This window comes from Pullulanibacillus sp. KACC 23026 (assembly GCF_029094525.1).
In the GTDB taxonomy this organism is placed as follows: Bacteria; Bacillota; Bacilli; order Bacillales; family Sporolactobacillaceae; genus KACC-23026.
Map to the genome: position 1 here is coordinate 3,871,056 of NZ_CP119107.1, position 22,979 is coordinate 3,894,034.

Below are 22,979 nucleotides of genomic sequence, written 5' to 3' on the forward strand. Positions count from 1 at the left end.
GATAATCATGCCGGATACATTTAGCTATGAGGTTCTCGAATCATTTGGTACCTTATCAGAAGCTGAGAACGGGTGGCAAAAGGAGCTGACAATGGTGCGTTGGAACGATCGAGAGCCTAAATATGACATTCGCATTTGGTCTCCACGAAAAGAAAGGATGGGCCGCGGTGTCACGTTCTCCAAAGAAGAGCTCATCACACTTAAATCCATCCTCAATCAAATCCAGCTTTAATCCTCTTGAAAGCCCTTAGGCAAGAAAGTCATTAATTCTCGTCGCAATAGCTTTCTTGAAGCATTTCTGGGCAAATCTGTTTCCATCAAAAAGAGCTGTTTCGGAACCTTGTACCCTGCTAAACGTTCTCGACAGAAGCGAATGAGCTGTTCCTCGTCAAAAATCTTCCCCTCACGAAGAACGACAAATCCAACCGGCACACGTCCCCAACGTTCATCCGGTACGCCTATAACTCCCGCTTCTTGGACATCAGGGTGCTCCATCAGAACCGATTCCACCTCAGCTGGGTAGATATTTTCTCCCCCGGAAACGATCATATCCTTACGACGATCCAACACATAAAGAAACCCTTCTTCATCCAATCGCCCCATGTCACCCGTATGGAGCCAGCCGTCTTCAAACGCGTCTTTTGTAGCTGTCGGAAGATGGTCGTATCCTTCTGTGACATTGGGGCCTTTTACTAGAATTTCCCCCTCTTGATTGGGACCGAGCAGTTCTCCATCCTTCATAATTTTAATTTGGGCCGGAAACAGCGGCTTGCCTGCCGATCCTAGCTTTGAAAACATGTACTCTGGGGAAAGCGTCACAATTTGTGAAGACGTTTCGGTTAATCCATACGTTTGATAAACAGGGATATTTCTGTCTTTACATTTATTTAAAATAGGCAAAGGGGCAGGTCCCCCGCCTAACAAAACGCAGCGCAAAGTTTCTGGAGCGTTTAAAGGGACCTCCTGATCCTCAAGCATGGCCTGAAGCATCGTCCCAACAACTGAAACATGGGTAATTCCTTCCTGAATGATCGCCTTATTCGCACAGCTAGAGTCAAATTTGTGTAAGAGCGTCATTTTCATTCCATAGATGACGCTTTTCATCAAAATAGACAGCCCGCTCACATGAAACATTGGAACCATACATAACCAGTTATCCTGTTCACTTAACCCTAGGTTCAAAACAGAACCAATAGCACTCCACCAGTGATTGCCTAAAGTAAGGCGCACCCCTTTAGGATGACCCGTTGTCCCGGAAGTATAGATAATCGTATGCAAAGCACTTAAATCAATCTCATCTTGAAAAACATAAGCACTTACCTTCTCACTTTCTCGCCGCACTTCATGAATCGATGAACATAAGAGTGAGGATTGGTGCTCCTTTACTTGTTTTGCCTTGTCCACATGATCTTGATCATACAGCAAATAATCAGCCTCTGAATCATTTAACTGCCAGACCCATTCATTTACCGTCAAACGGATATTTAACGGGATGGTCACAGCTTCTAAATAAATCAAGGCATGGTAAGTAATAATCATTTCTATTGAATTTTGTTGTAAGAGGGCTACTCGAGAGCCTTTTTTAATCCCTTTTTTATAAAGGACTGTCGCGGCCCGTGACGCTTGTTCCTCTAACTCTTCAAAAGTGAGCGTCCGATTCTCGGTTTGTACTGCTATTCTTTTCGGCGTGAGCTGTGCACGCTGCTTGAGCCAATTTGGCATACTAGTAGAAGACAACACAGATGCAATCTCCCTTCATTCATAACCTGCCTCCATTTATCTCTATCCCTCTTATTTTACTTAAAGTGATAGGGAAAAACCAACAAGGGGACTCGGCGAAAACTCTACTCCATTCTTTCTTAGCACGAAATTAACCTTGCTAAGCGATTAAAAAACGCATCTTCACATTTTCACCCTTTTTTGATAGGAACAATCGCACACGCCGCGACTCCCTTCTTCCCAAGTATAGATTTAACCTATGAGTTTTTCTCGGGCACTGCTTTTATGTTTAAACACTTAACAAAAATGGGTGGTTGTTTAACCAATGTGGAAAATCGTCCCGTTTTAACTTTAGAAGCGTAACTAGGATACGTTATTGATCAACTTCCTGGGTAAAATGGGCCGTTCCGAGTTAAATAGAGAATGCTCGTTACGCCTAACGACTCAAATGGGCAATTGGGAGAGGAATAGCGTATTTTCGTTACCCTCAACCGAATTAGGCGTAACCTCAGTCCTTTATTTCGGCATTCTGGCCCATTTGCAAGCGGATAGCGTATTCTCGTTACGCTCAACTGAAATAGGCGTAACGACAGTCCTTTATTTCGGCATTCCGGCCGGATTCGCGGCGGATAGCGGATCCTCGTTACGCTCAACTGAAATAGGCGTAACCTCAGTCCTTTATTTCGGCATTCTGGCCCCGTTTAGCGGCGGATAGCGTATTCTCGTTACGCTCAACTGAAATAGGCGTAACCTCAGTCCTTTATTTCGGCATTCCAGCCCATTTCGCGACGGATAGCGGATCCTCGTTACCCTCAACCGAAATAGGCGTAACCTCAGTCCTTTATTTCGGCATTCTGGCCGGATTCGCGGCGGATAGCGGATCCTCGTTACGCTCAACCGAAATAGGCGTAACCTCAGTCCTTTATTTCGGCATTCCAGCCCATTTCGCGGCGGATAGCGGATCCTCGTTACGCTCAACTGAAATAGGCGTAACCTCAGTCCTTTATTTCGGCATTCCGGCCCATTTGCAAGCGGATAGCGTATTCTCGTTACGCTCAACTGAAATAGGCGTAACCTCAGTCCTTTATTTCGGCATTCTGGCCGGATTCGCGGCGGATAGCGTATTCTCGTTACGCTCAACTGAAATAGGCGTAACCTCAGTCCTTTATTTCGGCATTCTGGCCCATTTCGCGGAGGATAGCGTATTCTCGTTACCCTCAACTGAAATAGGCGTAACGACAGTCCTTTATTTCGGCATTCTGGCCCATTTGCAAGCGGATAGCGTATTCTCGTTACGCTCAATCAAAATAGGCGTAACCTCAGTCCTTTATTTCGGCATTCCGGCCCATTTGCAAGCGGATAGCGTATTCTCGTTACGCTCAACTGAAATAGGCGTAACGCCAGTCCTTTATTTCGGCATTCTGGCCCCGTTTAGCGGCGGATAGCGTATTCTCGTTACGCCTAATCGTTTGACCTGTAACGACGATTCCCTCGCTTTGCGCGGACGTATTGCCGTGCCCGCGCAAAGCGAGGTTATTTTCCACTAAAAAACGACGTTTCAATGGCGATGTATCCACAAATCCGATTTTTTTGATTTCATAAACAATAAAAAAGCACAAGTCCTCTTAACTTAAGACTTGTGCTTTTACAACTGTTAGAAATAGTTTATGGGAAACGAGGGAATTTATCGAATTGCGGCGAACGTTTTTCCTTAAACGCATCGCGGCCTTCTTTCGCTTCATCCGTTGTGTAATAGAGAAGCGTAGCGTCTCCACCAAATTGCTGCAAACCAGCGAGACCGTCTGTATCCGCATTAAAAGAGGCTTTTAAGAAGCGGATAGCTGTTGGACTTTTATCAAGTATTTCCTGACACCATTTTACCGTTTCCTCTTCTAATTGCTCAAGAGGAACAACCGCATTCACAAGCCCCATATCTAAGGCTTCTTGCGCACTGTATTGACGGCAAAGATACCAGATTTCCCGAGCCTTTTTATGTCCAACGATGCGGGCAAGATAACCGGCGCCGTAACCTGCGTCAAAGCTCCCTACTTTTGGTCCAGTTTGTCCAAAAATAGCGTTCTCTGATGCAATCGAAAGGTCACATACGACATGAAGAACATGTCCGCCTCCAATCGCATAACCATTCACCATTGCAATAACCGGCTTAGGAATAGTACGGATCAATCGTTGCAAGTCCAAAACGTTTAAGCGAGGAATTTGGTCATCCCCAACATAACCCCCATGACCGCGAACCTTTTGGTCACCGCCGGAACAAAACGCTTTGTCCCCTGCTCCTGTTAAAATAATCACGCCAATGCTTGAATCATCGCGGGCACGTGCAAAGGCATCGATCATCTCATTAACCGTTTTTGGAGTAAAGGCATTATGAACGCTTGGACGGTTCATTGTTATTTTTGCAATACCGTCATAAGTTTCGAACAAAATTTCATCATATGTACGAACTGTCTTCCATTCAATTGTCATCTTTCTGACTCCCTTTCTTTCTGAAAAATTAATCCTGGTTTAAGTAGCCAATAACCGGATAAACCTCATCCTTTATTATTTTAGCAAAAATCTCAAATTGTTCCACATGAACGGCATGTCCAGCCTCTGGGACAATCGACATATACACATGTGTAAGCCGCCCATACATCTCTTTCGCAATGTCAATAAACTTCTTATCCCATTCACCTGTAATTAACCAAACAGGCGGCTCCACCAGTTCTAAATCCTCCCATAGCGAGGGTTGAGACCCTGTGCCCATCCCTCTTAAGCTTCCTGCCAATCCTTCTGCTGTTTGGCCGAGACGTTCGCTTCGAACAGCTTCTTGAACAGGAAGAGGAAGCCGTTTCTGAGTCTCGAAAAGAGGGATCGACTCCCAGTCATTCACAAAAGAAAGAACCCCTTCATTTAAGATACGCTCAGCAAGCTCTTCGTCCCTTCGCTTACGTTCTAAGCGTTCTTCTTCTGTTTTCAAACCAGGTGAGCCGCTTTCCATGACAAGACCAATGACACGATTGGGATGGCGGCAAGTAAAATAGAGACCAAGCCTTGCCCCCATGGAATAACCGATAACAAGTACATGGTTAACCTTAAGATGTTCAAGCAGCTTAATGAGCGCAGAAGCCATCTCTTCCATGGTGTAGAAGTGCGAGTTACAAGAATCCTCGCCCTGTACTTGGCTTTCTCCATGTCCGACAATATCGACACAAATGAGTTGAAACTGGTCTTTCCATTCTTCTACAAAGGGATCCCAGGTGTGATGGGTGCCTGTAAATCCATGTAAAAGGAGAAGGGGGATTCCCTCTCCTTCCACTTTGTAAAATAAAGAAAAAGAAGAATTGATAGGAAGCTTCATCACTCTCACCTCGTCAAAAATCCCACTTTATTTTTCACTTCATTCCAATACGCCTGATGACTCGCCACATTGTCAGGACGATTCGTCACACACTCAATGAATTTAAGCCCTTTTTCATGATTGACTTTCTCGAGTGTCAATTGGTAGTCATCGCGATTGGTCACTCGATAATAACGCCCCTTGTATAGCCTTGCCACATCCGCTACTTCTAAGTCAAGAGGAGTTGCAAACAGTTCCTCAAAATGAGTGGCTGACTCAGCTTGCGGTAGAAATGAGAAAATTCCGCCGCCGTTATTATTCACAACGATGAGCGTCAAATCTAGATCATACTGTTTTCCAGCCATTAGCCCATTCGTATCGTGGAAAAAGGAGAGGTCTCCAATAACGAGATAGGTTGGCTTTTGTGAAGTCGAAAGGCCAAGTACTGTGGAGTTAATCCCATCAATACCATTCGCCCCTCGATTTCCGTAGGTTCTAATTGACTGCTCAGTGGTTTGAAAAAAGCTGTCCAAATCACGTATCGGCATGCTGTTGCCTGTGAAGAGCTTTGCCTCACTCGGTAATTTGGGAATGAGGTCCGCTATAACATGACCTTCAAACCATGCGCTAGAAGCGAGCTTTTCATTGGTCACTTCTTTTGTAAGCTCATTTACCTGTAACCATTTTTCAGACCAGACTTTATCCGTGTGCACCTCTTGATGATCCATTTCTTTTACTAGAGCATCCACGAAAGAAAGCGGGGAAGCTTTCACCCAATCTGTCACTTGCTGTGTCGGATCACTTGTCCTCCCGCCATGACTGACAACGATCGACGTCTTAAGATCAAGTCGCTCCATATACTTTAAAAATGGTTTAGAGACCGGCAGCGGACCAAATCGAATGATCCCATCTGCCTTATAAGCTTCAACCCATTCCGCTGAGCGCAAAAAAGCATCATAGCCATCCACGATCCATTTCTTAGGATGAGCCCCCGATCGCAGCTGCGATAATGGATCAGCAAGAACGGGCGCTTGCAACTTCTCCGCGAGGTCATGGATTTTAAACCCTAGCTGCTCTTCTTGTTCAGGCCCCGCGACAATAAGCGGTTTCTTTAACTTGGAAAGCTTCTCGGCAAGAATTCTCATACTTTCTTCATTTAAATGAGATTCAGAATAATGGTTCGTTATTTCCCGCCTTGTCTCTTCGTTCCATGGAATGGGCTCTCTGACTTCCGGCATTAAAGGCTCCCTAAATGGTAAATTCAAATGAACGGGGCCTTTAGGTGCCTCCATGGCCACTCGCATAGCCTTTGAAGCCTGAAGTCCCATAAAGTCATGAATGCCGCGGTTTTCTTCAGGAAGAGGTAAGTCCACTGCAAATTTTACATGATCCCCGTACAGCTTAACCTGGTCGATCGCTTGCGGTGCTCCTACCTCTCGAAGCTCATGAGGACGGTCGGCGGTCAACACGATCAAAGGGATCTCACTATATTTTGCTTCAATAATAGCTGGGTAAAAATTGGCAGATGCCGTCCCCGATGAACAGACAAGAGCCACAGGGGCTTGTTTTCCTTTTGCAATTCCTAGTGCAAAGAAAGCCGCTGACCGCTCATCCACATTCATCCAGATTTTAATATTAGGATGTTCCTTGAATAAAACAGTGAGCGGAGTACTCCTTGACCCGGGGCTGATCACGACATCTCGAACACCTGAGACATAAAGCTGATGTATGAAAGGGGCAAGAAAACTTGTAAGCATTTTAGAGTGATTCATTAAGACCTCCCCCTTCTAACGCCGCTAACATCGGCCGGAATTTCAAATGCGTTTCCTCAAGCTCATCTATTGGATTAGAGGCTTCAACCACACCGCAGCCTGCAAATAAACGCGCTTCTGCTTGATGAATGAGACCGGATCGAATGGCCACTGCAAATTCACCTTCGCCACTCGCATCCATCCAGCCAACCGGTGAAGCAAACCAGCCGCGATTAAAGGTTTCTAACTCCTTAATTAAGTTTAAAGCCTTTTCTCTCGGCTGTCCCCCTAATGCCGGGGTCGGATGAAGTCGTTCAACAATATCAAAGAGCGTTGCCCCGCTTCGAGCCTTTCCTTTAATCGGTGTATACAAATGTTGAACATCCTTCACTTTCAAGAGTTCAGGTCTATCAGGAATCATTAAATCCTCACAATACTGTTCCATCGCCTGTTGAATCATTTGGACCACAAACTGATGCTCTTCACGATTCTTATGGCTTTCAAGCAGTGTCTGTCCAAGCAACTGATCTTCTTCTTCTGTTTTGCCTCGCCCAATTGTTCCTGCGACAGCTCCCGTGAGAAGAAAAGCCCCTTGTCGCTCAATTAGCCGCTCAGGCGTTGCCCCAACAAAGGCCGCTCCGCCTCTTTCTACAGCAAAAATATAACTATTCTTCTGATCCTGACAAAGACGAGTTAAAACCGCCTTCAAATCAAAATCTGTTGTTCCCTTAACAGCGACTTCTCTTGATAAAACGACCTTATTCAGTTCACCGTTTGCAATTTTTTCTGTCGCTAATTGAACACGCTCAAGCCATGTATCGACATCAAGATCTTCTATTGACTGAATCGATACAGGATGAGGAGCGGTTACAGCCTTGTCGTCAAACAACTTCTGGACTCTCTCTTCAACTTGTTTAACAATTGTTTCAGCCTGACTTGTCGCTTGAACCAAACGATTTATGGATAAAAAAGCTTGTCCGCCTTTTAAAGTCAATAAAATTTCTGGAACAATAAAGCTTGAGTCTGAAAAGCCATCCCATAAAGAAGAACGCTTATCAGAAGGATCAAAAGAAAAGCCTCCCATAACAACAGGTCCAGTCGCTCTTTCTTCTTGATTCCAATTCGTGTTTTTTAAAAGCTCTAACCATTTAGACTTTATCTCTTGAGCACGGTTGCTGCTCTTGCCTTCTAATTGGTCGGCTGCCCCTAGCCCGACTAATGTTAATTGGTCGCCATGTGACCAAAAGAATCGATTTCCCGCATAAAAAGAACGCCCATTCTCAAAGAATAGGAGCGGATCTATATATTCTACAGCCTCAACATGCGTCACTAAGAAAGATGAGTGCAAAGCGTCAGCCTGACGAATCCCATCTAATACCGAGTGACGTAGTGTGCGTTGATTCACACTAATCACAACCTCTTCCTCCTGACCCTCACATTTTATTAATAGCCGGTTTCGGCCGCCTTGTTGTTTTTTGATGAATTCCTTTTAAAAACAGCATTATTAATAGAATGTGATGACATAAAGTAGACTTTTTTCATTAAAGGTGCCCATCGGCCCCAAAACTGAATGTTCGTTTTTTTGCTGCTCTATTAAGAATGTGCACGCTTATAGTTCTGAGCTAATCGTTACTGAATCGGACCAACAATCCCTTTGCTTGCATTAAAAAATGGCCCATGATGACCGCCTTAAAGCCGGGATCAATCCTATTGGTCATGCCACTCTATAAAGAAAACAGACTTCTATTTACTAGTTCCCGTTCATTTCAAAACAAAAACCTATTCTCTAAATTGTTTGCACATAAAAACCAGTACAACATGTGCATTCTTTCACATAATCCTTGACTTTAATAGCCATATGACCAATCCATTCAAGAATACACCTCATTGATTTACAGTGTCAATTTAACCACTCTCCGCTTTATAAATAAGAAAGAAATTGTAAAAACAGTAGAATCTTGTAAGCTGTGTTTTAAGCGAATGCCTATTTCAAACATATTTTCCATGGTAAGTCAGTTGACAGGTGATAGTGATTCTCATAAACTTGTAAGTGGCTTAGACTGTTCTTCGCGCATAAATCTTTATGCGGCAAGAACTATATTATATATTGAAGGGTGATCCCTTGTGGAAGTCATGAATAAAGAATCCATTGAGAAAAATACAGGGTGGAAAATATGGTGGCGTCTTTTACGACCTCATACATTAACCGCCTCTTTTACGCCTGTCATTCTTGGAACGGCTATGGCACTCTCGTCAGGCTCCTTCCATCTTGTTTTATTCTTAGCGATGACAGTCGCATCCTTACTCATTCAGTCCGCTACTAATATGTTTAACGAATACTTTGATTATAAACGCGGATTAGATGATGCGAATTCAATTGGTATTGGCGGTACGATTGTAAGAGATGGCATCAAACCTGAAACCGTCTTGCGCCTTGCGTTTATCTTTTGTGGGGTATCGACACTGATTGGGGTTTATATTTGTGCAGAGAGCAGCTGGTGGTTAGCCGCAATCGGTATTGTTTGTATGCTTGCTGGCTATTTTTACACTGGCGGTCCTTATCCTATTGCCTATACACCATTTGGTGAACTCGTTGCGGGAACATTCATGGGGCTTGTTCTTGTCCTTATTTCTTATTTTATCCAAGCGGGTACCGTTACCCTTTCGAGCTTTCTCTTATCCGTTCCCATTGCGTTTACTTGCGGCGGAATATTAATGGCCAACAACATTCGTGATTTGGACGGGGATAAAGAAAAAGGACGTCATACGCTTGCCATCCTTCTTGGACGAAACCAAGCGATTCGATTCCTTGCAGGTATGTTTGCCTTTTCGTACATTTGGGTAGTCGGATTAACATTATTCCATGTCGAATCATTTTGGCTACTATTTGTCTTTATCAGCATTCCAAAAGCTTTTCAGGCAACCAAACTGTTTAAAGGAAAGACAAAATCGATTCAAATGATGCCCGCCATGCAGGCAACGGCTCAAATGCATACACTATTTGGTTGCTTGTTAACCATCGGGCTCCTTCTTGACCGTCTCGTATCCTAAATGTTCAACCGGCTTATTTGTAGCAAATACAAATAGGCCGGTTTTTTTCATCGTTTAGATTTTTAAATTTTGAAAGAGTTTTAAATTATGAAGCGTGATAAGTTATCCATAATCCGATAAAATAGGTGGGAAAGAGAAAACGGATTGGGGAGGGAAACACCATGACAGAATATTGGATACGACCAGAGCAAGGGACCTTACACGGATCATTTTCAAGAGAGGCTGAACCTGTTTTAACTATTGATTCAGGTGACATTGTCCGGTTTCAAACTCTGGATGCAGGTTGGGGAGTAGAGCCGCATCCATATGGTGGAGGAAGCCGTAAACAATTTGAGCCAAGAAATCCAGAGCGAGATCGCGGTCACGCCCTTTGTGGCCCTGTTAAAATAAGAGGGGCAGAGCCTGGCATGACGCTCGAAGTTAAAATTAATGAAATTCTCCCTGGAAGCTTTGGTTGGACGAGTGCTGGCGGCTTTTCGCATCCCATCAACATTAGTTTAGGTCTTGTTGAGGGCGAGTCCTACCATCTCAATTGGAGTCTAGATACTCAAAAAATGATTGGTACAAGTGATAAGGGGCATAAGGTGACCCTTCGTCCGTTTATGGGATTAATGGGGATGCCTCCGGACGAACCGGGAATTCATCCAACAAGTCCGCCACGGTTTTGCGGGGGCAATATTGATTGTAAAGAACTCGTGGCGGGAAGTACACTCTATCTCCCTATTGCCGTATCAGGCGGACTTTTTTCAACAGGCGATGGACATGGTGTGCAAGGGGACGGGGAAGTCGCGTGTCCGGCATTGGAATGTCCGATGGATTTGGTTGAACTCAAATTGACTGTTCGTGAAGAAATGCATTTAAAAATGCCACGTGCCAACACGCCTGCTGGATGGATCACAATGGGGTTTGATGAGGACCTTAACAAAGCAATGGTACAAGCGCTCGATGGCATGCTTGATTTAATGACCGAATTTTTCGGCTATGAACGCAAGGAAGCTTTAGCGCTTGCAAGCTTAGTTGTCGACCTTAGAGTGACACAAGTTGTTAACGGCGTTCGAGGCGTCCATGCGGTTCTCCCACATGGCGCAATTAAATAATTAACTTATTTATATAAAGGGCCAGCTCTCATTGATAACAAGTTCCGTTTCGGTGGAGCAACATAACCAGAGATAAGCTGAAGTTTTCCGGTTAAACAGCAGAATCAAGCTCAGATGCGGATAAATAAGCGGAAGTTTTCCGGTTAAGCAGCAGAATCGTGCTCAGATGCGGATAAATAAGCGGAAGTTTTCCGGTTAAGCAAGGAAAAATCACTCCGATCCACCCTTTCCGGAGTCAATAGACGGAAATCTTCCGGCTATTTTAGCTATTTTCAGCGAAATTTCTTAAATAAAGGAAATTTCTCCGCTTATTTATCAAATCCGCGGAAAGCTCTCCTATTAAAGACCAACGCTTGGGGAAAATCCCAAGCGTTGGTCTGCTAATTATAGTGCTAGTTAACTTGCGCTTTTAGATTTTCTCCCACGTTTTTGGACGTCTTACATTTTTTACAGCCCACAATTGGAAACACCTGATTGGCTTCAAAATCAGCCAGAATATTGCGAGGGAGCCGTGCCATTATTTGGTTCCTATTCGCCCAGAGTGAATCGGAATGCTCATGAGACAATGAAACAGCCCTATCTTGGCAGCGGCATAAGTAAGTGAGCAGGACAACCTGTCTTAAGGGATGCGTCTTAAAAGCCGTGGCATACAGCAGCCTCTCTATGGACACCGAGAGTCCGGTTTCCTCCTTCACCTCTCGCTTTAGGGCTTTTTCAAGACTTTCACCGAAATCCAGCTTTCCGCCAGGACACTCCCATGTCCCTGCTCCGAACTCGTCGTCATCGGCCCGTTTAACAAGGAGTATCTCACCATTCGATACGATCACAGCCTTAACCGCTACAACCGTCTCTTCGTCCAATAAAGTACCCCCTTTTCCCCCAACCATCATTAGCTTCTATTTTTCATATCATGCTAAAGCGGGATTAATTAGATCCGTATCAACTGGCAAATAGCCCAAGTGTCTCGCCTTCTCATCATCAATTCTTAAATATCTTCCCAGGATTAAGGCGATTTAAAGGATCAAGGGCTTGCTTAATGAGTTTCATCGTTTGAATTGTTTCCTCATCATGCTCTTTGTAGAAATAGTCCTTCTTCCCCATGCCAATTCCATGCTCACCTGTGCACGTTCCTCCGACTGACAGGGCATAGGCAATAATTTCACCGTTAAGCTTCTTGTATTGAGCGACTTCTTCTTGTGAGTCTCGATCCACCGCGACCACAACGTGAAAGTTTCCATCCCCGACATGACCGAACAAGGCGGATACAATCGGGTAACGGTCAAGTATTTTTCGTGTTTCAATAATCGCTTTTGTCAATTCGGATATAGGAACACAGACATCTGTAGACGTCAATTGTTTACCAGGAGTTAAGCCTATAACGGACATCGCAGCTTCATGACGCGCATGCCACATTTCTTGGCGCTTCTTTTCATCCCTCTCAAAGGTAACGGATAAACAATTTTCATCCTGAAACAATTGCTTAATAAGCTCCACTTGCTCGTTTACAGCTTGTTCAGCACCATCCAATTCGATAAAAAGGGAAGGCACCTCTTCATAAGAGGTTTGACTAAAACGATTGACCGCTACGATGGTCTGTTCGTCAACAAGTTCGATCCGTTTAACCTCAACACCCGCTCTTAACAATAGTTCAGCTGCACGGCCGGCTGATGCCACATCTGAAAAAAGCGCCTTTCCTGCTTGAACGACTTCCGGGATACCATGGACTCGCAAACTAATTTCCGTAATAATTCCTAAGGTGCCTTCAGAACCGATAAAAAGGTCTTTGAGCGCATAGCCGCTCGACGACTTAAACGATAATCCGCCTGGAGTTATCACCTTTCCGCTTGCTAATACAACTTCGAGCCCCAAGACATGCTGATGCATGCCTCCATAACCCACTGTATTTGTACCGCTCGCATTAGTGGCCGTCATCCCGCCAATCGTGGCATCAGCGCCTGGGTCAACCGGAAAAAACAAGCCGTACTTCTTCAACGCTTTTCCTAACTGACGACGGGTCACTCCCGGTTCTACAATGACGATAAAGTCGTCTTCACGAATCTCCTTTATTTGATTCATCCGGCTCATGTCAAGCGTAATCCCGCCTTCAACTGGGATCGTATGACCTTCTAAACTGCTCCCAACCCCATAAGGCGTGATCGCGACATTATAGGTATTCGCAATTTTCACCACTTGTTGAACTTCTTCTACGTTTACAGGAAAAACAACCACTTCCGGCTCACTCGCGGGGTGATAAGTCAGATCTCTCCCATGATTATATCGCACCGTTTCATTGGTGCTCACCCGATCCTGATCTTTTATAAGTTGCTTCAATTCATCTAGTAAGCTCATGTCCGACACCTCAGATTTATTTGTCTAATAAGTCATTCTATATAAAACATTCTAAATGAAACCTCGAATATCCTGCTAAATCCCCTTGTTTTTCCGATAAATGTTTTTTCCTTGTTATTTTTTTTAATGGTTATTATAATATAGTTACAATTAAAGACGTTCCTTCAGGGCAGGGTGAAATTCCCGACCGGCGGTGTTGAGTCTTATAAGACTTTAAGTCCGCGAGCCGTTTTTTGGCAGGATTCGGTGCAATTCCGAAACCGACAGTACAGTCTGGATGGGAGAAGGATGATGACTCACGATTAGTCGGCTTATTTCTTATGAGCTAATTGTTGTCGTGTATGAAAGGCAAACTCCAAAAGCGCCCTGGAAACCATTTGTTTCCTAGGCGCTTTTTTAAATGATCGTGCATACTAGTCATATCTCCATCAGATACGCCCACAAAGAGAACGAAAACATTAATGAGGTGAAACTGATGAAAAACACGTCTTTAAGAAAAAACATTACGGTTGCTTTTTTGGCGGCGATCTCTTTTCTTATTATGTTAGTTCAATTTCCATTGCCCTTATTTCCATCGTTCTTACAATTTGATTTAAGTGATATTCCAGCCATCATCGGAGCGATTATTTTCGGGCCTCTTGCAGGCATTGCTATTGAAGCCATCAAGAATTTGCTTCATTGGTTAATCATTGGCTCCCCTACTGGTGTACCAGTTGGAGAAATCGCTAATTTCATTGCAGGTGCAATCTTCATTTATGTTACAACCTACTTTTACCGCCGTAAGAGAACCACGGGGCGCCTAGCACTCGGTATGGCAGTCGGTACCATAATCATGACTGTACTTATGAGTATTGCGAATTACTTCATTATCTTTCCGAGCTATGCCCTATTCCTTGGCTTTAGTGTTGACACAGCGGTAAAACTGGCCAGTGCAGCGAATCACTCCATCCATAACTTGCTCACTCTAATAGTGCTTGGCGTCTTACCTTACAACATTATCAAAGGTATTTTTGTAATTATCGTTGCTGTTCCGATTTATACACGCCTTCGCCCGCGTCTCGGCATAGCCAAACACTGATAGTAAAATAAAGTGGGGACAGACCTCTGCGAAAGAGTTCTGTCCCCACTTTGCGTTTCAATTAAGCCTTTAACTCTTCAATCTCCGTTTCAAGGAAGGCCATGAGCTCTTGAATCATATCTCCAGAGAAATCAAAACGGATTCCGGCCGCTTCATAAACTTCAGGCAATGATTTTGAGCAGCCCAATGCAAGTGCTTTTTTATAGTTTTCCAAGGCTTGTTCTGGATTTTCTTTGTATTGTTTATACATCTGCACGGCACCGAGTTGCGCAATGACATACTCCACGTAGTAGAAAGGCACCTCAAAGATATGAAGGACAAACATCCAACTGTTCTTCCGCCACTCTTCAACCCCTGACCAATCGACCACATTCGAGTTGTAAGTTTTGGACAGTTCCTCATATTTTGCGTTACGTTCTTCAGCAGAGTGATTCGGGTTTTCATATAACCAATGTTGGAAGAGATCGATGATAATCCCATTCGGCAAAAATTCAATGATGCCTTCTAACTGCTCTCGTTTGGCCCGCTTTAATTCATCCTCATCTTTATAAAAACGCTCCCATTTGTCTAAAGTTAAAAGCTCCATCGACATGCTGGCAAGCTCTGAAGATTCCATTGGCGTATCCTTATACTCATATAATGGGAGGGACTTTTTAAAATCATTATGAATGCAATGGCCCATTTCGTGAAGCAGCGTTGTCACCGCATCCTGTGTATTGGATGCATTGTTAAAAATAAAAGAAAGCTCAGTCACAGGGAGATTTGAACAAAAGCCGCCTGGTGATTTACCTTTGCGCGTTTCAAGGTCAAGCATCCCTTCACGATTCATGGTGTCAATTAACTCCGAGAAACGAGGATCCAATGTTCCAAGTATATCCGAAACACCGTCAATGAGTTCACTCACTTTTTGGAAAGGCTCAAGCGGTTTTTTCCCAGCAGGAACAGCTCCTGTATCCCATGGTCGATACGTCTCAACGCCTATTTCCGCTTGATGAGACCGCTGGATTTTCTCCTTCAATGGGACCACATATTTTCGAATAGCTTCTCCTAATTTCTTACAATCCTCAGGTGTGTAATCAAAGCGCTCATACTTTTTAAACATATAGTCCCGATAATTAGATAGACCAGCATTCTTAGCTTTTTCTTCACGGATCTTCATGAGCTGATCCATAATGGTCTGCAGCTCATCCTTTACACTTAAGAGGGCATTGTATTGCAGCGCGGTCGCTTTCTCCCTGACAGCACGATCGGCATCCTGCCTGTATTTGATGAGCTCACTTAAGGTTTTCTCCTCACCATGCCAATCAACCGTTAAATTCCCGGTAATTTCAAAATACTGAGTAGCCAAGCGGTCTTCTTCAACTTCAAGCGCGACATTTGCCTCTCTAAATAAAGAAATCGCATTCTCTTTCTTTTTAATAAACAAGGCATAAAAGGTTGGATCCAGCTCATCGCGGTAAGGAGATTGGGCAAATTTCTCATCAAAAAGCGCTTCATATTTCTTTAAAAGCGGCTGAATTTCCTCCTGATCATGCTCAAAGGCTTGTTTGGCCAACGGATCATGATTATGACATTGGAAATCAATATAGTGGCCAGATAAGGCTTCTTCGATCTCTTCAAAAATCCTTGATCGTTCTATAAGCCAAACTTCCAACTCTTCAACTGAATGAATTTCTGTCTCAAGTATCGTTCTCAAAGCCGATTCAACGCGCTCTGTTTGACTAAAATCAATCATTTCCTTGTAGAACTTTTTCACTCTAAATCCTCCATTCTATTGATTCTAATTATCACCAGACACCATTCCCTTATTTTGAGTAAACCGATTTCTCACACTCTTTGATTCTACATGGTGCATCAAGCATCGTTTTTTTGAAAAACTCGGCTTTCCATAAAGGATAACAGATTATGACATCAAGGCTGTTACAAACAGAGGGAACCGCCAAATTTTTAATGGTGAAAACCCTCGCTTTTCTTATACTATCATCCTTAATTGCTTAAGCGAAACTGTATTTCAGAAAGTAAAAAAAATAAGACGAAAAAGGCTCGCTTTTTTAAAGCGTCTCACCCTTTTCGCCTATTGAATTAGCCTTTCATATGGAAAGGCCACTTATAATGGTTAATCTCTTTCCCAAGGTTTCTTCAAGGTAAAAACACTGGCAAATTTCCGGCTGTTTTCTTTCCGAACTTTCCTGACTTCATGTCGATCTGGCCCGCTTTCATGGAGCATAATCTCCTCATCTGACTGCGGGATAACAGGCGGCACTTCAGTTGGACGGCCATTTTCATCAAGTGCCACAAAGGTTAAGAAAGAAGTGGTCGCAATTTTTCGTTCACCCGATATAAGATCCTCCGCAATGACCTTTACAAAGATCTCCATTGAACTGCGATGTGTCCAAGAGACAAAGGCTTCGAGACAAACGGATGAACCTGGCTTAATGGGATACAAAAAATCAACGGAATCCGTAGAAGCCGTTACAACCGGTCTTCTTGCATGACGAGTAGCTGTAATAGCTGCAATATCATCTATGTAAGACATGAGCTTTCCACCAAACATTGTTCCATGAGCATTCGTATCTTGGGGCATTACCCATGCCGATTTAACCGCTCTTGACTCATTCACATATTTACCTTCCATAATTAATACTTCCTTTCTAGAGTAATAACTCTAACCTTAAATCTATACTCAGCCTTATTATGTTAATAAACTCTAGCGCTTTATTCAATGTTCAGGCTCATTTTAGAAAGAGACCCACTAAAGGGATAATTACAAATAATATGACTATAAAAAAGAGGCTTTCTCGAAAAAAGTTAAAACCACCCGTTATCAAACTAACGGATTCGTTTCAGAAGTGCAAAACTCTAATTATCACTTTAAACCACACTACTATTCACAATAAAATGACAGAAAGAAAAGACTAGTAAACGTCAAAACAACCGAATCTTTTGAGATTCGGTTTGATTATTTTCATAAAAGGCAATCGATTACCTCTTTCATTAAATGGCTAGAGCGAACTTTCTAAATAAGCGGAGAAATTCCTCTTATTTAGAAATCGACATTAAAAATAGCTAAAATAGACGGAGAAATTCCGACTATTGACTCGAAAAATATGAAAATGGGTCATTTCTTTTTGTTTAAACGGAAAAACTCCGCTTATTTACGACGAACTGAACGCTACTTTGGTTGATAACGGAAAAATCTCCGCTTATTTCGACGATCGCAGGTGACTCTAAAATTTCTTGTCAAGTCCGTTTTTTACTTTAAGAACAATTCGATAATCTAACTTTTAATTTAACATATATATCCAAATGACTTGGTAATCAACCTACCTTTCACTTGCTCAATCACCGGTTAATTCACACACCTTCAATAATTATATCCACCCATGTAAATTACTCTGTGATTTGATAGGTGATTTACGGATGAAATGGTCAATAAACATTGATATTACAATAAAAATCGCAACGGTGAATGTACGTTTTTTATGTTCTCACTATCTAACTCGGTCATATTCCTAATAATCATTCCTTTTTTTACCCCTAACCCGTTATTTTGAAATAACAAATACCCCACCGCAATGAGAAATTTGATGAAAATCACAATTACATTCAGTTTTTAAGGAGGACTTGATTTCTTCATAGACAAGATAAAACTCGTCACTATCCCAGTGACCTATATTATCTTTTTGACATAGTTCAAGTTTTTCTCGATTTTCAAATGCTATGTCACCAATGAAAATCTTTCCGTTATCCTCAAGGAGCGTAAGTAACTGTTTTATGAAAACAATTTTTTGGTCATCTGATAAATGATGTATTGCATATGTACTAACGATAAAATCATATTTATTTTCCTTGAATTCAGGTGGCAAACCATTTGTAATGTCACATTCAATTAAGATGGCTTTTGGCATTTTAATCTTAGCAATTTCAATCATTTTGTCTGAAAAATCCACACCATCAATTTGGTGTTCATTATTATACAACTTACTTGTTAAAACACCTGTACCAAATCCTATATCTAAGACTTTAGAATTCTGTTTTTGCATAACCTCGTTGAAAATTATATTTAAAATGGTTTTATACCCAGCAAAAGGATAACTGTCATTTTCCTCACTGTTCTGTACAGTTTTGTCGTAGTCATCAGCCCATAAATTAAATCCTTGTTTATTTAACAAAAATGGCTCCCCCTTTTTTTATTGAACTATACTGAATTGCCCGAGAACACAATATTCTAAATATTATATACTTATTTTAACATAAATAACCAAATACCTATGTAATCACAACTTATTTCACCTACTCATTCACACCATAAATCACATACCCACCAATATTTATTTCTGTCTATGAGAATTACCCTGTGATTTTTTATGTGAATTCTGAGAAAAAGGGTTAGAATTCATCGATATAAAAGCAAAAATCGCACGGTTAATTTCAGTGTGAACTACCTTGCGATTTGCCTTGATATTTAGTTGATTGCACCCCTTCAACTGAACCCGTTATTATGAAACCTAACGGGTTCAGTTGAATTTAGGAAGAAATCATAAGGATTCTAAGATTATAGAAAAAGGCTTAGAGATGGAATTTCTCTAGCCCTTTTTTCTACGTGATAATCCTGTGAATTGTATTGCAAAATTTGTGTGATGTACTATGTGATTTGGTCTATGATTGTCTTTTAATTTTTCTCAGGAATTAAACATTGAATTAACTCGAGTGATGGCAGGCAAGATGGTGATCTTCAATCCCCTTGGTTTCAAGCGTTGGCATTTCCTCTCTACAGATGTCTGTTGCAAGTGGACATCTGAAGGCAAACGGGCAGCCTTTTCTTTCGATAGACAGATTAGGAGGCTCATTGGAATGTTCCGTAAGATTAGCATCTTGCTGACTGCCTGGTGTTGCCGCTAACAAAAGTCTTGTATAAGGGTGACGCGGATTTTTAATCAACTCTTTGGATTCGGCGACTTCCATGACTTTCCCGCCGTACATAACCATGATCCGATCGCCAAAATAACGTGCAGAAGCTAAGTCATGGGTAATATAAAGATAAGAAAGTCCGAACTCCTCTTTAAGATGATTCATCAATTGTAAGATACCCGCTCGAATCGACACATCGAGCATAGAGATCGGCTCATCTGCCACAACAAATTTAGGATTGACAGCTAATGCCCTTGCAATGGCAAGGCGCTGACGTTGTCCCCCAGACAATTCATGTGGAAATTTTGTCCTTATCTCATTGACAGGCGTTAAGCCGACTTGCTCTAATAACTCGCCTACTTTTTGATAAAGATCGGTCCCTCTGATTCCTTGATGCTTTTTCAATGGAAACGTTAAATGATTTTCAATCGTTTTAACCGGATTGAGAGAGCCAAACGGATCTTGAAAGACCATTTGCGCCTCTTTTCGAAACGCTTTTAACTCCGCACCGCGAATAGTGGTAACGTCTTTTCCGGCTACCTTTATAGTTCCTCCATTTGGACGCAGAATCCGCACTAGGGAACGGCCGATGGTGGTCTTGCCGCTTCCTGACTCTCCCACTAATGACAAAACCTCGCCTTTTCGAATGAAGAAGCTGACATGGTCAACAGGAATAATCGTTTGCTTGCCTGATTCTCCGCGGACTTGGAAGGTGATGACGAGATCGTCCACCTCAATTAATTTATCTGATTCAGATTGTGGTTGATTCATAGCCATCTATTTCACCGCCTCTTCTTCATAAAGGTGACAGGCAATCAGCCGGCCTTCAACATCGCGCTCTACAGGGGGCAATGTCTTACACGATTCCATCGCATATTTACAACGCGGGTGATAGGCGCAGCCAGTCGGAAGATTAATAAGGTCTGGAGGATTACCTGGGATCCCCTCAATCGTCACCGTTTCAGCAGTCAGTTCAGGGATAGCGCGCAATAATCCTTCCGTATAAGGATGGTGGCGTTCATTAAGATTAAGCTTTCGGCTATCCGTTATTTCAACAAAACGTCCGGCATACATAATCGCCACTTTTTCTGCCAATTCCGCGACAAGGCTAAAATCGTGGCTGATAAAAAGGACTGCAAAACCTTTTTGCCGTTGCAGTTCTTTAATCTTATCCAAAATAGACTTTTGAACGACGACATCAAGAGCGGTCGTCGGTTCGTCCATGATGACTAGATCAGGTTCTAAGGCCACGGCAATAGCTATGACAACTCTTTGCCGCATCCCCCCTGAAAGCTCGTGAGGATAGCTCCTCAGATGCTTAGGATCAATACTGACAAGATGCATCAGTTCAACCGCTTTTTCATGGATTTCTTTCTTTGACAGATTAGGACGGTGATTGGAGAACACATCGGCAATTTGCTGCTCAACCGTTAGAACGGGATTAAGGGCGTTCATGGCACTTTGAAAAACCATGCTCATCCTATTCCAGCGAAATTTCCTTAACTCTTTTTTGCTCATTTCATACACATTTTGTCCTTGAACAATGACTTCTCCTTCTAACAGTCTGGCATTATTCTTTAGGAGATTCATTATGGCGTTAGCAAGTGTACTCTTACCTGAACCGGATTCACCAATTAGACCTACAATCGTATTTGGATAGATTTTAAGAGAGACATTTCGAACGGCCTGAACCGTTCCGTGCGCCGAATCATAGCCTACAGAGACATTCCGAAGTTCAAGCACGGGCTGTTGTTGAGTTTGATTTTGCACGACGTTTCCTCCTCTTCTGCCCTGCTAGACGAGGGTTGGTGATACTATCAATAGCAAAGTTCATCAAAACGAGACTGAGGCCGACAAGGCCGATTCCAATACCAGGCGGAATAAACCACCACCATTCCCCAGTTAGCATAGCTCCGTTTGTACTTGACCAGTACAACATTGTCCCCCAGCTCACTGAGTTAATATCCTCTAATCCCAAGAAAGCAAGACCGGATTCAGCCAGAACCGCTCCTAAAGTGGCATAAATAACATTGGAAGCGATGATCGACATCATATTCGGGCAAATTTCCGTCAGCATGATATTTAAATCGGATTTTCCAGACATCTTGGCTGCCATAACGAAATCTCGATTTGCCAGTGACAGGGTTTGGGCACGAAAGACGCGAGCCCCCCAAGCCCAGCCCGTTAGCCCTATGATTAATCCATTGATATAAGGCGTTGAGTTTTTAACATAAGATTCAATAACAATTAACAAGGCAAGGCCAGGAAGAACTAAAAAGAGGTTCATTAAGAAGGTCAAGATAGAGTCGACGATTCCACCTCTATACCCCGCTGTTACGCCAAATAACAATCCAAGAATCGTGGCAATGATCCCCGCTCCAAAACCAACGATAATGGTCGTCCGGGCCCCAACAATGAATTGCGAATAGATGTCTTGTCCTGAATTCGTCGTTCCAAGCCAATGCTTTGCAGAAGGAGGAAGCTGCATCATGAAGTCCGTCGCCTTTGGATTATAAGGAGCAATTTGATTCGCAAAGATCGCGACAATAACAAAAATGATAAAAATGATTAAACCGGTTAAGGCTTTACCGTTTCTAAGGAAGGGAGCCAAAAAACCAGATCGATCAATCCAACTTCTCTTAGCTTTCTTATAAATAACTGTTTCTTTTTGGGTTTCCGTATTAAGACTCATTGGCAGCACCTCCCGTTCTAACACGTGGGTCTAAGCGACTGTAGAGCATATCCACTATAAAGTTAGCTACTAAGACTGAAACGGCTATAAGCAAAAACGAGGATTGAATGAGAGGAAAGTCCTCCTGAAGTACCCCGTTAGTTAACTGACCGCCTATGCCTGGATAAGAAAAGACCTGTTCGGTTAGAATCGATCCACTTACCACGTTTCCGATTGCAATCGCAAAGCTAGTCAACTGCGGCAGGATCGCATTTCTCGCCGCATAAGTAAACATAAGACGCGAGGTACTGACCCCTTTTGCCTCAGCAAATACGACATAATCTTCACCTAGAGTATTGATCATATTATTGCGCATCCCGACCAGCCATCCACTTAATGAACCAAGCAGAATCGTAATGCCAGGGAGAAAGGCATGATAAAGCATGCTCGAGAAAAACGGCCAATTAAAGCCGGCTGTCACACTCGTATCATAACCATGAGCCATTGGAAACCAATTAAGCTTAAACCCAAAAACAAACAAGAATAATAAGGCAACCCAGAAATAAGGAAGCGATTGAATGCCCATCGTTAAAAGCGGTAACGTGTTATCTAAAATCCCTTGGCGCTTCCAAGATATATATATCCCGGCAGATGTTCCAATGATGACGGCTAAAACAGTCGCCACTCCGACGAGTCCGATCGTCCATGGAACACTATGTTTGATGATGTCCATAACCGGTGTCGGATAATTGGAAAAGGAAAGCCCCCAGTTCCCTATGAAAAGACCTCTTAAGTATTCAAAATATTGGACAATAACCGGCTTATCCGTTAATCCGAATGCCTTTTTCATCGCGGCCATCGCAGCAGGATCTAATTGTCCTTTAAACTTGGCAAACATGATATCTGCGGGGTCCCCAGGCATGAGGCGAGGTAAAATAAAATTAATTGTTATCGCGGCCCACAAGGATAAGACAAAGAAACCAAGTCGATTTAACACATAACGCATGTGGTTCCC

20 protein-coding genes and 1 riboswitch are annotated in these 22,979 nt (G+C 42.8%); of the genes, 6 read left to right on the top strand and 14 right to left on the bottom strand.

The features are described from left to right. Positions 1–7: 7 nt before the first annotated feature. Positions 8–232, top strand: coding sequence for a YdbC family protein (locus tag PU629_RS17890; RefSeq protein WP_275281394.1), 225 nt, complete (start codon positions 8–10; stop codon positions 230–232). Here PU629_RS17890 and PU629_RS17895 read toward each other — a convergent pair. Continuing rightward, positions 229–1,722: an o-succinylbenzoate--CoA ligase gene (locus PU629_RS17895; protein WP_275284489.1), complete on the bottom strand. Its 1,494-nt coding sequence runs from the start codon at positions 1,720–1,722 to the stop codon at positions 229–231. The two genes, PU629_RS17890 and PU629_RS17895, sit on opposite strands and share 4 nt — an antisense overlap. A gap of 373 nt (positions 1,723–2,095) precedes the next feature. Here PU629_RS17895 and PU629_RS17900 point away from each other — a divergent pair, with 373 nt between their 5' ends. Further along, complete coding sequence (locus PU629_RS17900; RefSeq protein ID WP_275281395.1) at positions 2,096–2,434, top strand: hypothetical protein; 339 nt, start codon at positions 2,096–2,098, stop codon at positions 2,432–2,434. A gap of 310 nt (positions 2,435–2,744) precedes the next feature. Then, positions 2,745–3,164 carry a hypothetical protein gene (locus PU629_RS17905; protein ID WP_275281396.1) on the top strand — a complete coding sequence of 140 codons (420 nt, stop codon included), beginning with the start codon at positions 2,745–2,747 and terminating at the stop codon, positions 3,162–3,164. A 220-nt stretch (positions 3,165–3,384) separates the two neighbouring features. Here PU629_RS17905 and menB read toward each other — a convergent pair whose 3' ends face one another. From menB to PU629_RS17925, 4 genes are read right to left on the bottom strand one after another with little or no spacing between them, the layout of a single operon-like run. Further along, complete coding sequence (menB, locus tag PU629_RS17910; protein ID WP_275281397.1) at positions 3,385–4,203, bottom strand: 1,4-dihydroxy-2-naphthoyl-CoA synthase; 819 nt, start codon at positions 4,201–4,203, stop codon at positions 3,385–3,387. Between the two features lie 28 nt (positions 4,204–4,231). Continuing rightward, entirely contained in the window at positions 4,232–5,077 is an 846-nt protein-coding gene (menH, locus tag PU629_RS17915; protein ID WP_275281398.1) for a 2-succinyl-6-hydroxy-2,4-cyclohexadiene-1-carboxylate synthase, read from the bottom strand. Between the two features lie 5 nt (positions 5,078–5,082). Further along, entirely contained in the window at positions 5,083–6,828 is a 1,746-nt protein-coding gene (gene menD / locus PU629_RS17920; RefSeq protein WP_275281399.1) for a 2-succinyl-5-enolpyruvyl-6-hydroxy-3-cyclohexene-1-carboxylic-acid synthase, read from the bottom strand. Continuing rightward, complete coding sequence (locus PU629_RS17925; RefSeq protein WP_275281400.1) at positions 6,815–8,221, bottom strand: isochorismate synthase; 1,407 nt, start codon at positions 8,219–8,221, stop codon at positions 6,815–6,817. Before PU629_RS17925 ends, menD begins: the two co-directional genes overlap by 14 nt. Before the next feature lie 719 nt (positions 8,222–8,940). Between PU629_RS17925 and PU629_RS17930 the strand changes: the two genes are divergently transcribed. Further along, positions 8,941–9,858 carry a 1,4-dihydroxy-2-naphthoate polyprenyltransferase gene (locus tag PU629_RS17930; protein WP_275284490.1) on the top strand — a complete coding sequence of 306 codons (918 nt, stop codon included), beginning with the start codon at positions 8,941–8,943 and terminating at the stop codon, positions 9,856–9,858. 161 nt (positions 9,859–10,019) lie between these two features. After that, on the top strand, positions 10,020–10,955 hold the full coding sequence (locus tag PU629_RS17935) for an acetamidase/formamidase family protein (protein WP_275281401.1): 936 nt from the start codon (positions 10,020–10,022) through the stop codon (positions 10,953–10,955). Positions 10,956–11,347: 392 nt separating this feature from the next. Here PU629_RS17935 and PU629_RS17940 read toward each other — a convergent pair whose 3' ends face one another. Together PU629_RS17940 and PU629_RS17945 are read right to left on the bottom strand one after the other, a co-directional pair. Next, positions 11,348–11,815, bottom strand: coding sequence for an NUDIX hydrolase (locus tag PU629_RS17940; protein WP_275281402.1), 468 nt, complete (start codon positions 11,813–11,815; stop codon positions 11,348–11,350). 118 nt (positions 11,816–11,933) lie between these two features. Continuing rightward, a complete protein-coding gene (locus tag PU629_RS17945; RefSeq protein ID WP_275281403.1) occupies positions 11,934–13,304 on the bottom strand; it encodes an FAD-binding oxidoreductase in 1,371 nt (456 codons plus the stop codon). A gap of 156 nt (positions 13,305–13,460) precedes the next feature. Further along, positions 13,461–13,597: riboswitch (FMN riboswitch) on the top strand. A gap of 182 nt (positions 13,598–13,779) precedes the next feature. On the opposite strand from PU629_RS17945, the gene PU629_RS17950 reads away from it, so the two are divergent. Further along, on the top strand, positions 13,780–14,382 hold the full coding sequence (locus PU629_RS17950; protein ID WP_275281404.1) for an ECF transporter S component: 603 nt from the start codon (positions 13,780–13,782) through the stop codon (positions 14,380–14,382). A gap of 61 nt (positions 14,383–14,443) precedes the next feature. Here the strand turns inward: PU629_RS17950 and PU629_RS17955 are convergent, their stop codons facing one another. The 7 genes from PU629_RS17955 to PU629_RS17985 all read right to left on the bottom strand — a co-directional run bounded on the left by PU629_RS17955 (position 14,444) and on the right by PU629_RS17985 (position 22,970). Beyond that, positions 14,444–16,117 carry a M3 family oligoendopeptidase gene (locus PU629_RS17955; protein ID WP_275284491.1) on the bottom strand — a complete coding sequence of 558 codons (1,674 nt, stop codon included), beginning with the start codon at positions 16,115–16,117 and terminating at the stop codon, positions 14,444–14,446. 381 nt (positions 16,118–16,498) lie between these two features. Next, complete coding sequence (locus tag PU629_RS17960; protein WP_275281405.1) at positions 16,499–17,017, bottom strand: acyl-CoA thioesterase; 519 nt, start codon at positions 17,015–17,017, stop codon at positions 16,499–16,501. Positions 17,018–17,927: 910 nt separating this feature from the next. Then, positions 17,928–18,554: a class I SAM-dependent methyltransferase gene (locus PU629_RS17965; RefSeq protein ID WP_275281406.1), complete on the bottom strand. Its 627-nt coding sequence runs from the start codon at positions 18,552–18,554 to the stop codon at positions 17,928–17,930. Positions 18,555–19,083: 529 nt separating this feature from the next. Beyond that, entirely contained in the window at positions 19,084–20,070 is a 987-nt protein-coding gene (locus PU629_RS17970) for an ABC transporter ATP-binding protein (RefSeq protein ID WP_275281407.1), read from the bottom strand. Beyond that, the gene (locus tag PU629_RS17975) at positions 20,071–21,063 is read right to left on the bottom strand and encodes an ABC transporter ATP-binding protein (RefSeq protein ID WP_275281408.1); all 993 of its coding nucleotides are present in this window, start codon (positions 21,061–21,063) and stop codon (positions 20,071–20,073) included. It lies immediately after the preceding gene. Continuing rightward, positions 21,029–21,985, bottom strand: coding sequence for an ABC transporter permease (locus PU629_RS17980; protein WP_275281409.1), 957 nt, complete (start codon positions 21,983–21,985; stop codon positions 21,029–21,031). Before PU629_RS17980 ends, PU629_RS17975 begins: the two co-directional genes overlap by 35 nt. Next, the gene (locus PU629_RS17985; protein WP_275281410.1) at positions 21,975–22,970 is read right to left on the bottom strand and encodes an ABC transporter permease; all 996 of its coding nucleotides are present in this window, start codon (positions 22,968–22,970) and stop codon (positions 21,975–21,977) included. The genes PU629_RS17980 and PU629_RS17985 overlap by 11 nt, the downstream gene beginning before the upstream one ends. Positions 22,971–22,979: the final 9 nt, after the last annotated feature.

Coding starts and splice junctions, on each gene's coding strand:
- PU629_RS17935 (WP_275281401.1), top strand. CDS start 10,020: ATGACAGAATATTGGATACGACCAGAGCAAGGGACCTTACACGGATCA.
- menH (WP_275281398.1), bottom strand. CDS start 5,077: ATGAAGCTTCCTATCAATTCTTCTTTTTCTTTATTTTACAAAGTGGAA.
- PU629_RS17960 (WP_275281405.1), bottom strand. CDS start 17,017: ATGGAAGGTAAATATGTGAATGAGTCAAGAGCGGTTAAATCGGCATGG.
- PU629_RS17930 (WP_275284490.1), top strand. CDS start 8,941: ATGAATAAAGAATCCATTGAGAAAAATACAGGGTGGAAAATATGGTGG.
- PU629_RS17890 (WP_275281394.1), top strand. CDS start 8: ATGCCGGATACATTTAGCTATGAGGTTCTCGAATCATTTGGTACCTTA.
- menD (WP_275281399.1), bottom strand. CDS start 6,828: ATGAATCACTCTAAAATGCTTACAAGTTTTCTTGCCCCTTTCATACAT.
- menB (WP_275281397.1), bottom strand. CDS start 4,203: ATGACAATTGAATGGAAGACAGTTCGTACATATGATGAAATTTTGTTC.
- PU629_RS17955 (WP_275284491.1), bottom strand. CDS start 16,117: ATGATTGATTTTAGTCAAACAGAGCGCGTTGAATCGGCTTTGAGAACG.
- PU629_RS17895 (WP_275284489.1), bottom strand. CDS start 1,722: ATGCCAAATTGGCTCAAGCAGCGTGCACAGCTCACGCCGAAAAGAATA.
- PU629_RS17970 (WP_275281407.1), bottom strand. CDS start 20,070: ATGGCTATGAATCAACCACAATCTGAATCAGATAAATTAATTGAGGTG.
- PU629_RS17980 (WP_275281409.1), bottom strand. CDS start 21,985: ATGAGTCTTAATACGGAAACCCAAAAAGAAACAGTTATTTATAAGAAA.
- PU629_RS17950 (WP_275281404.1), top strand. CDS start 13,780: ATGAAAAACACGTCTTTAAGAAAAAACATTACGGTTGCTTTTTTGGCG.
- PU629_RS17985 (WP_275281410.1), bottom strand. CDS start 22,970: ATGCGTTATGTGTTAAATCGACTTGGTTTCTTTGTCTTATCCTTGTGG.
- PU629_RS17945 (WP_275281403.1), bottom strand. CDS start 13,304: ATGAGCTTACTAGATGAATTGAAGCAACTTATAAAAGATCAGGATCGG.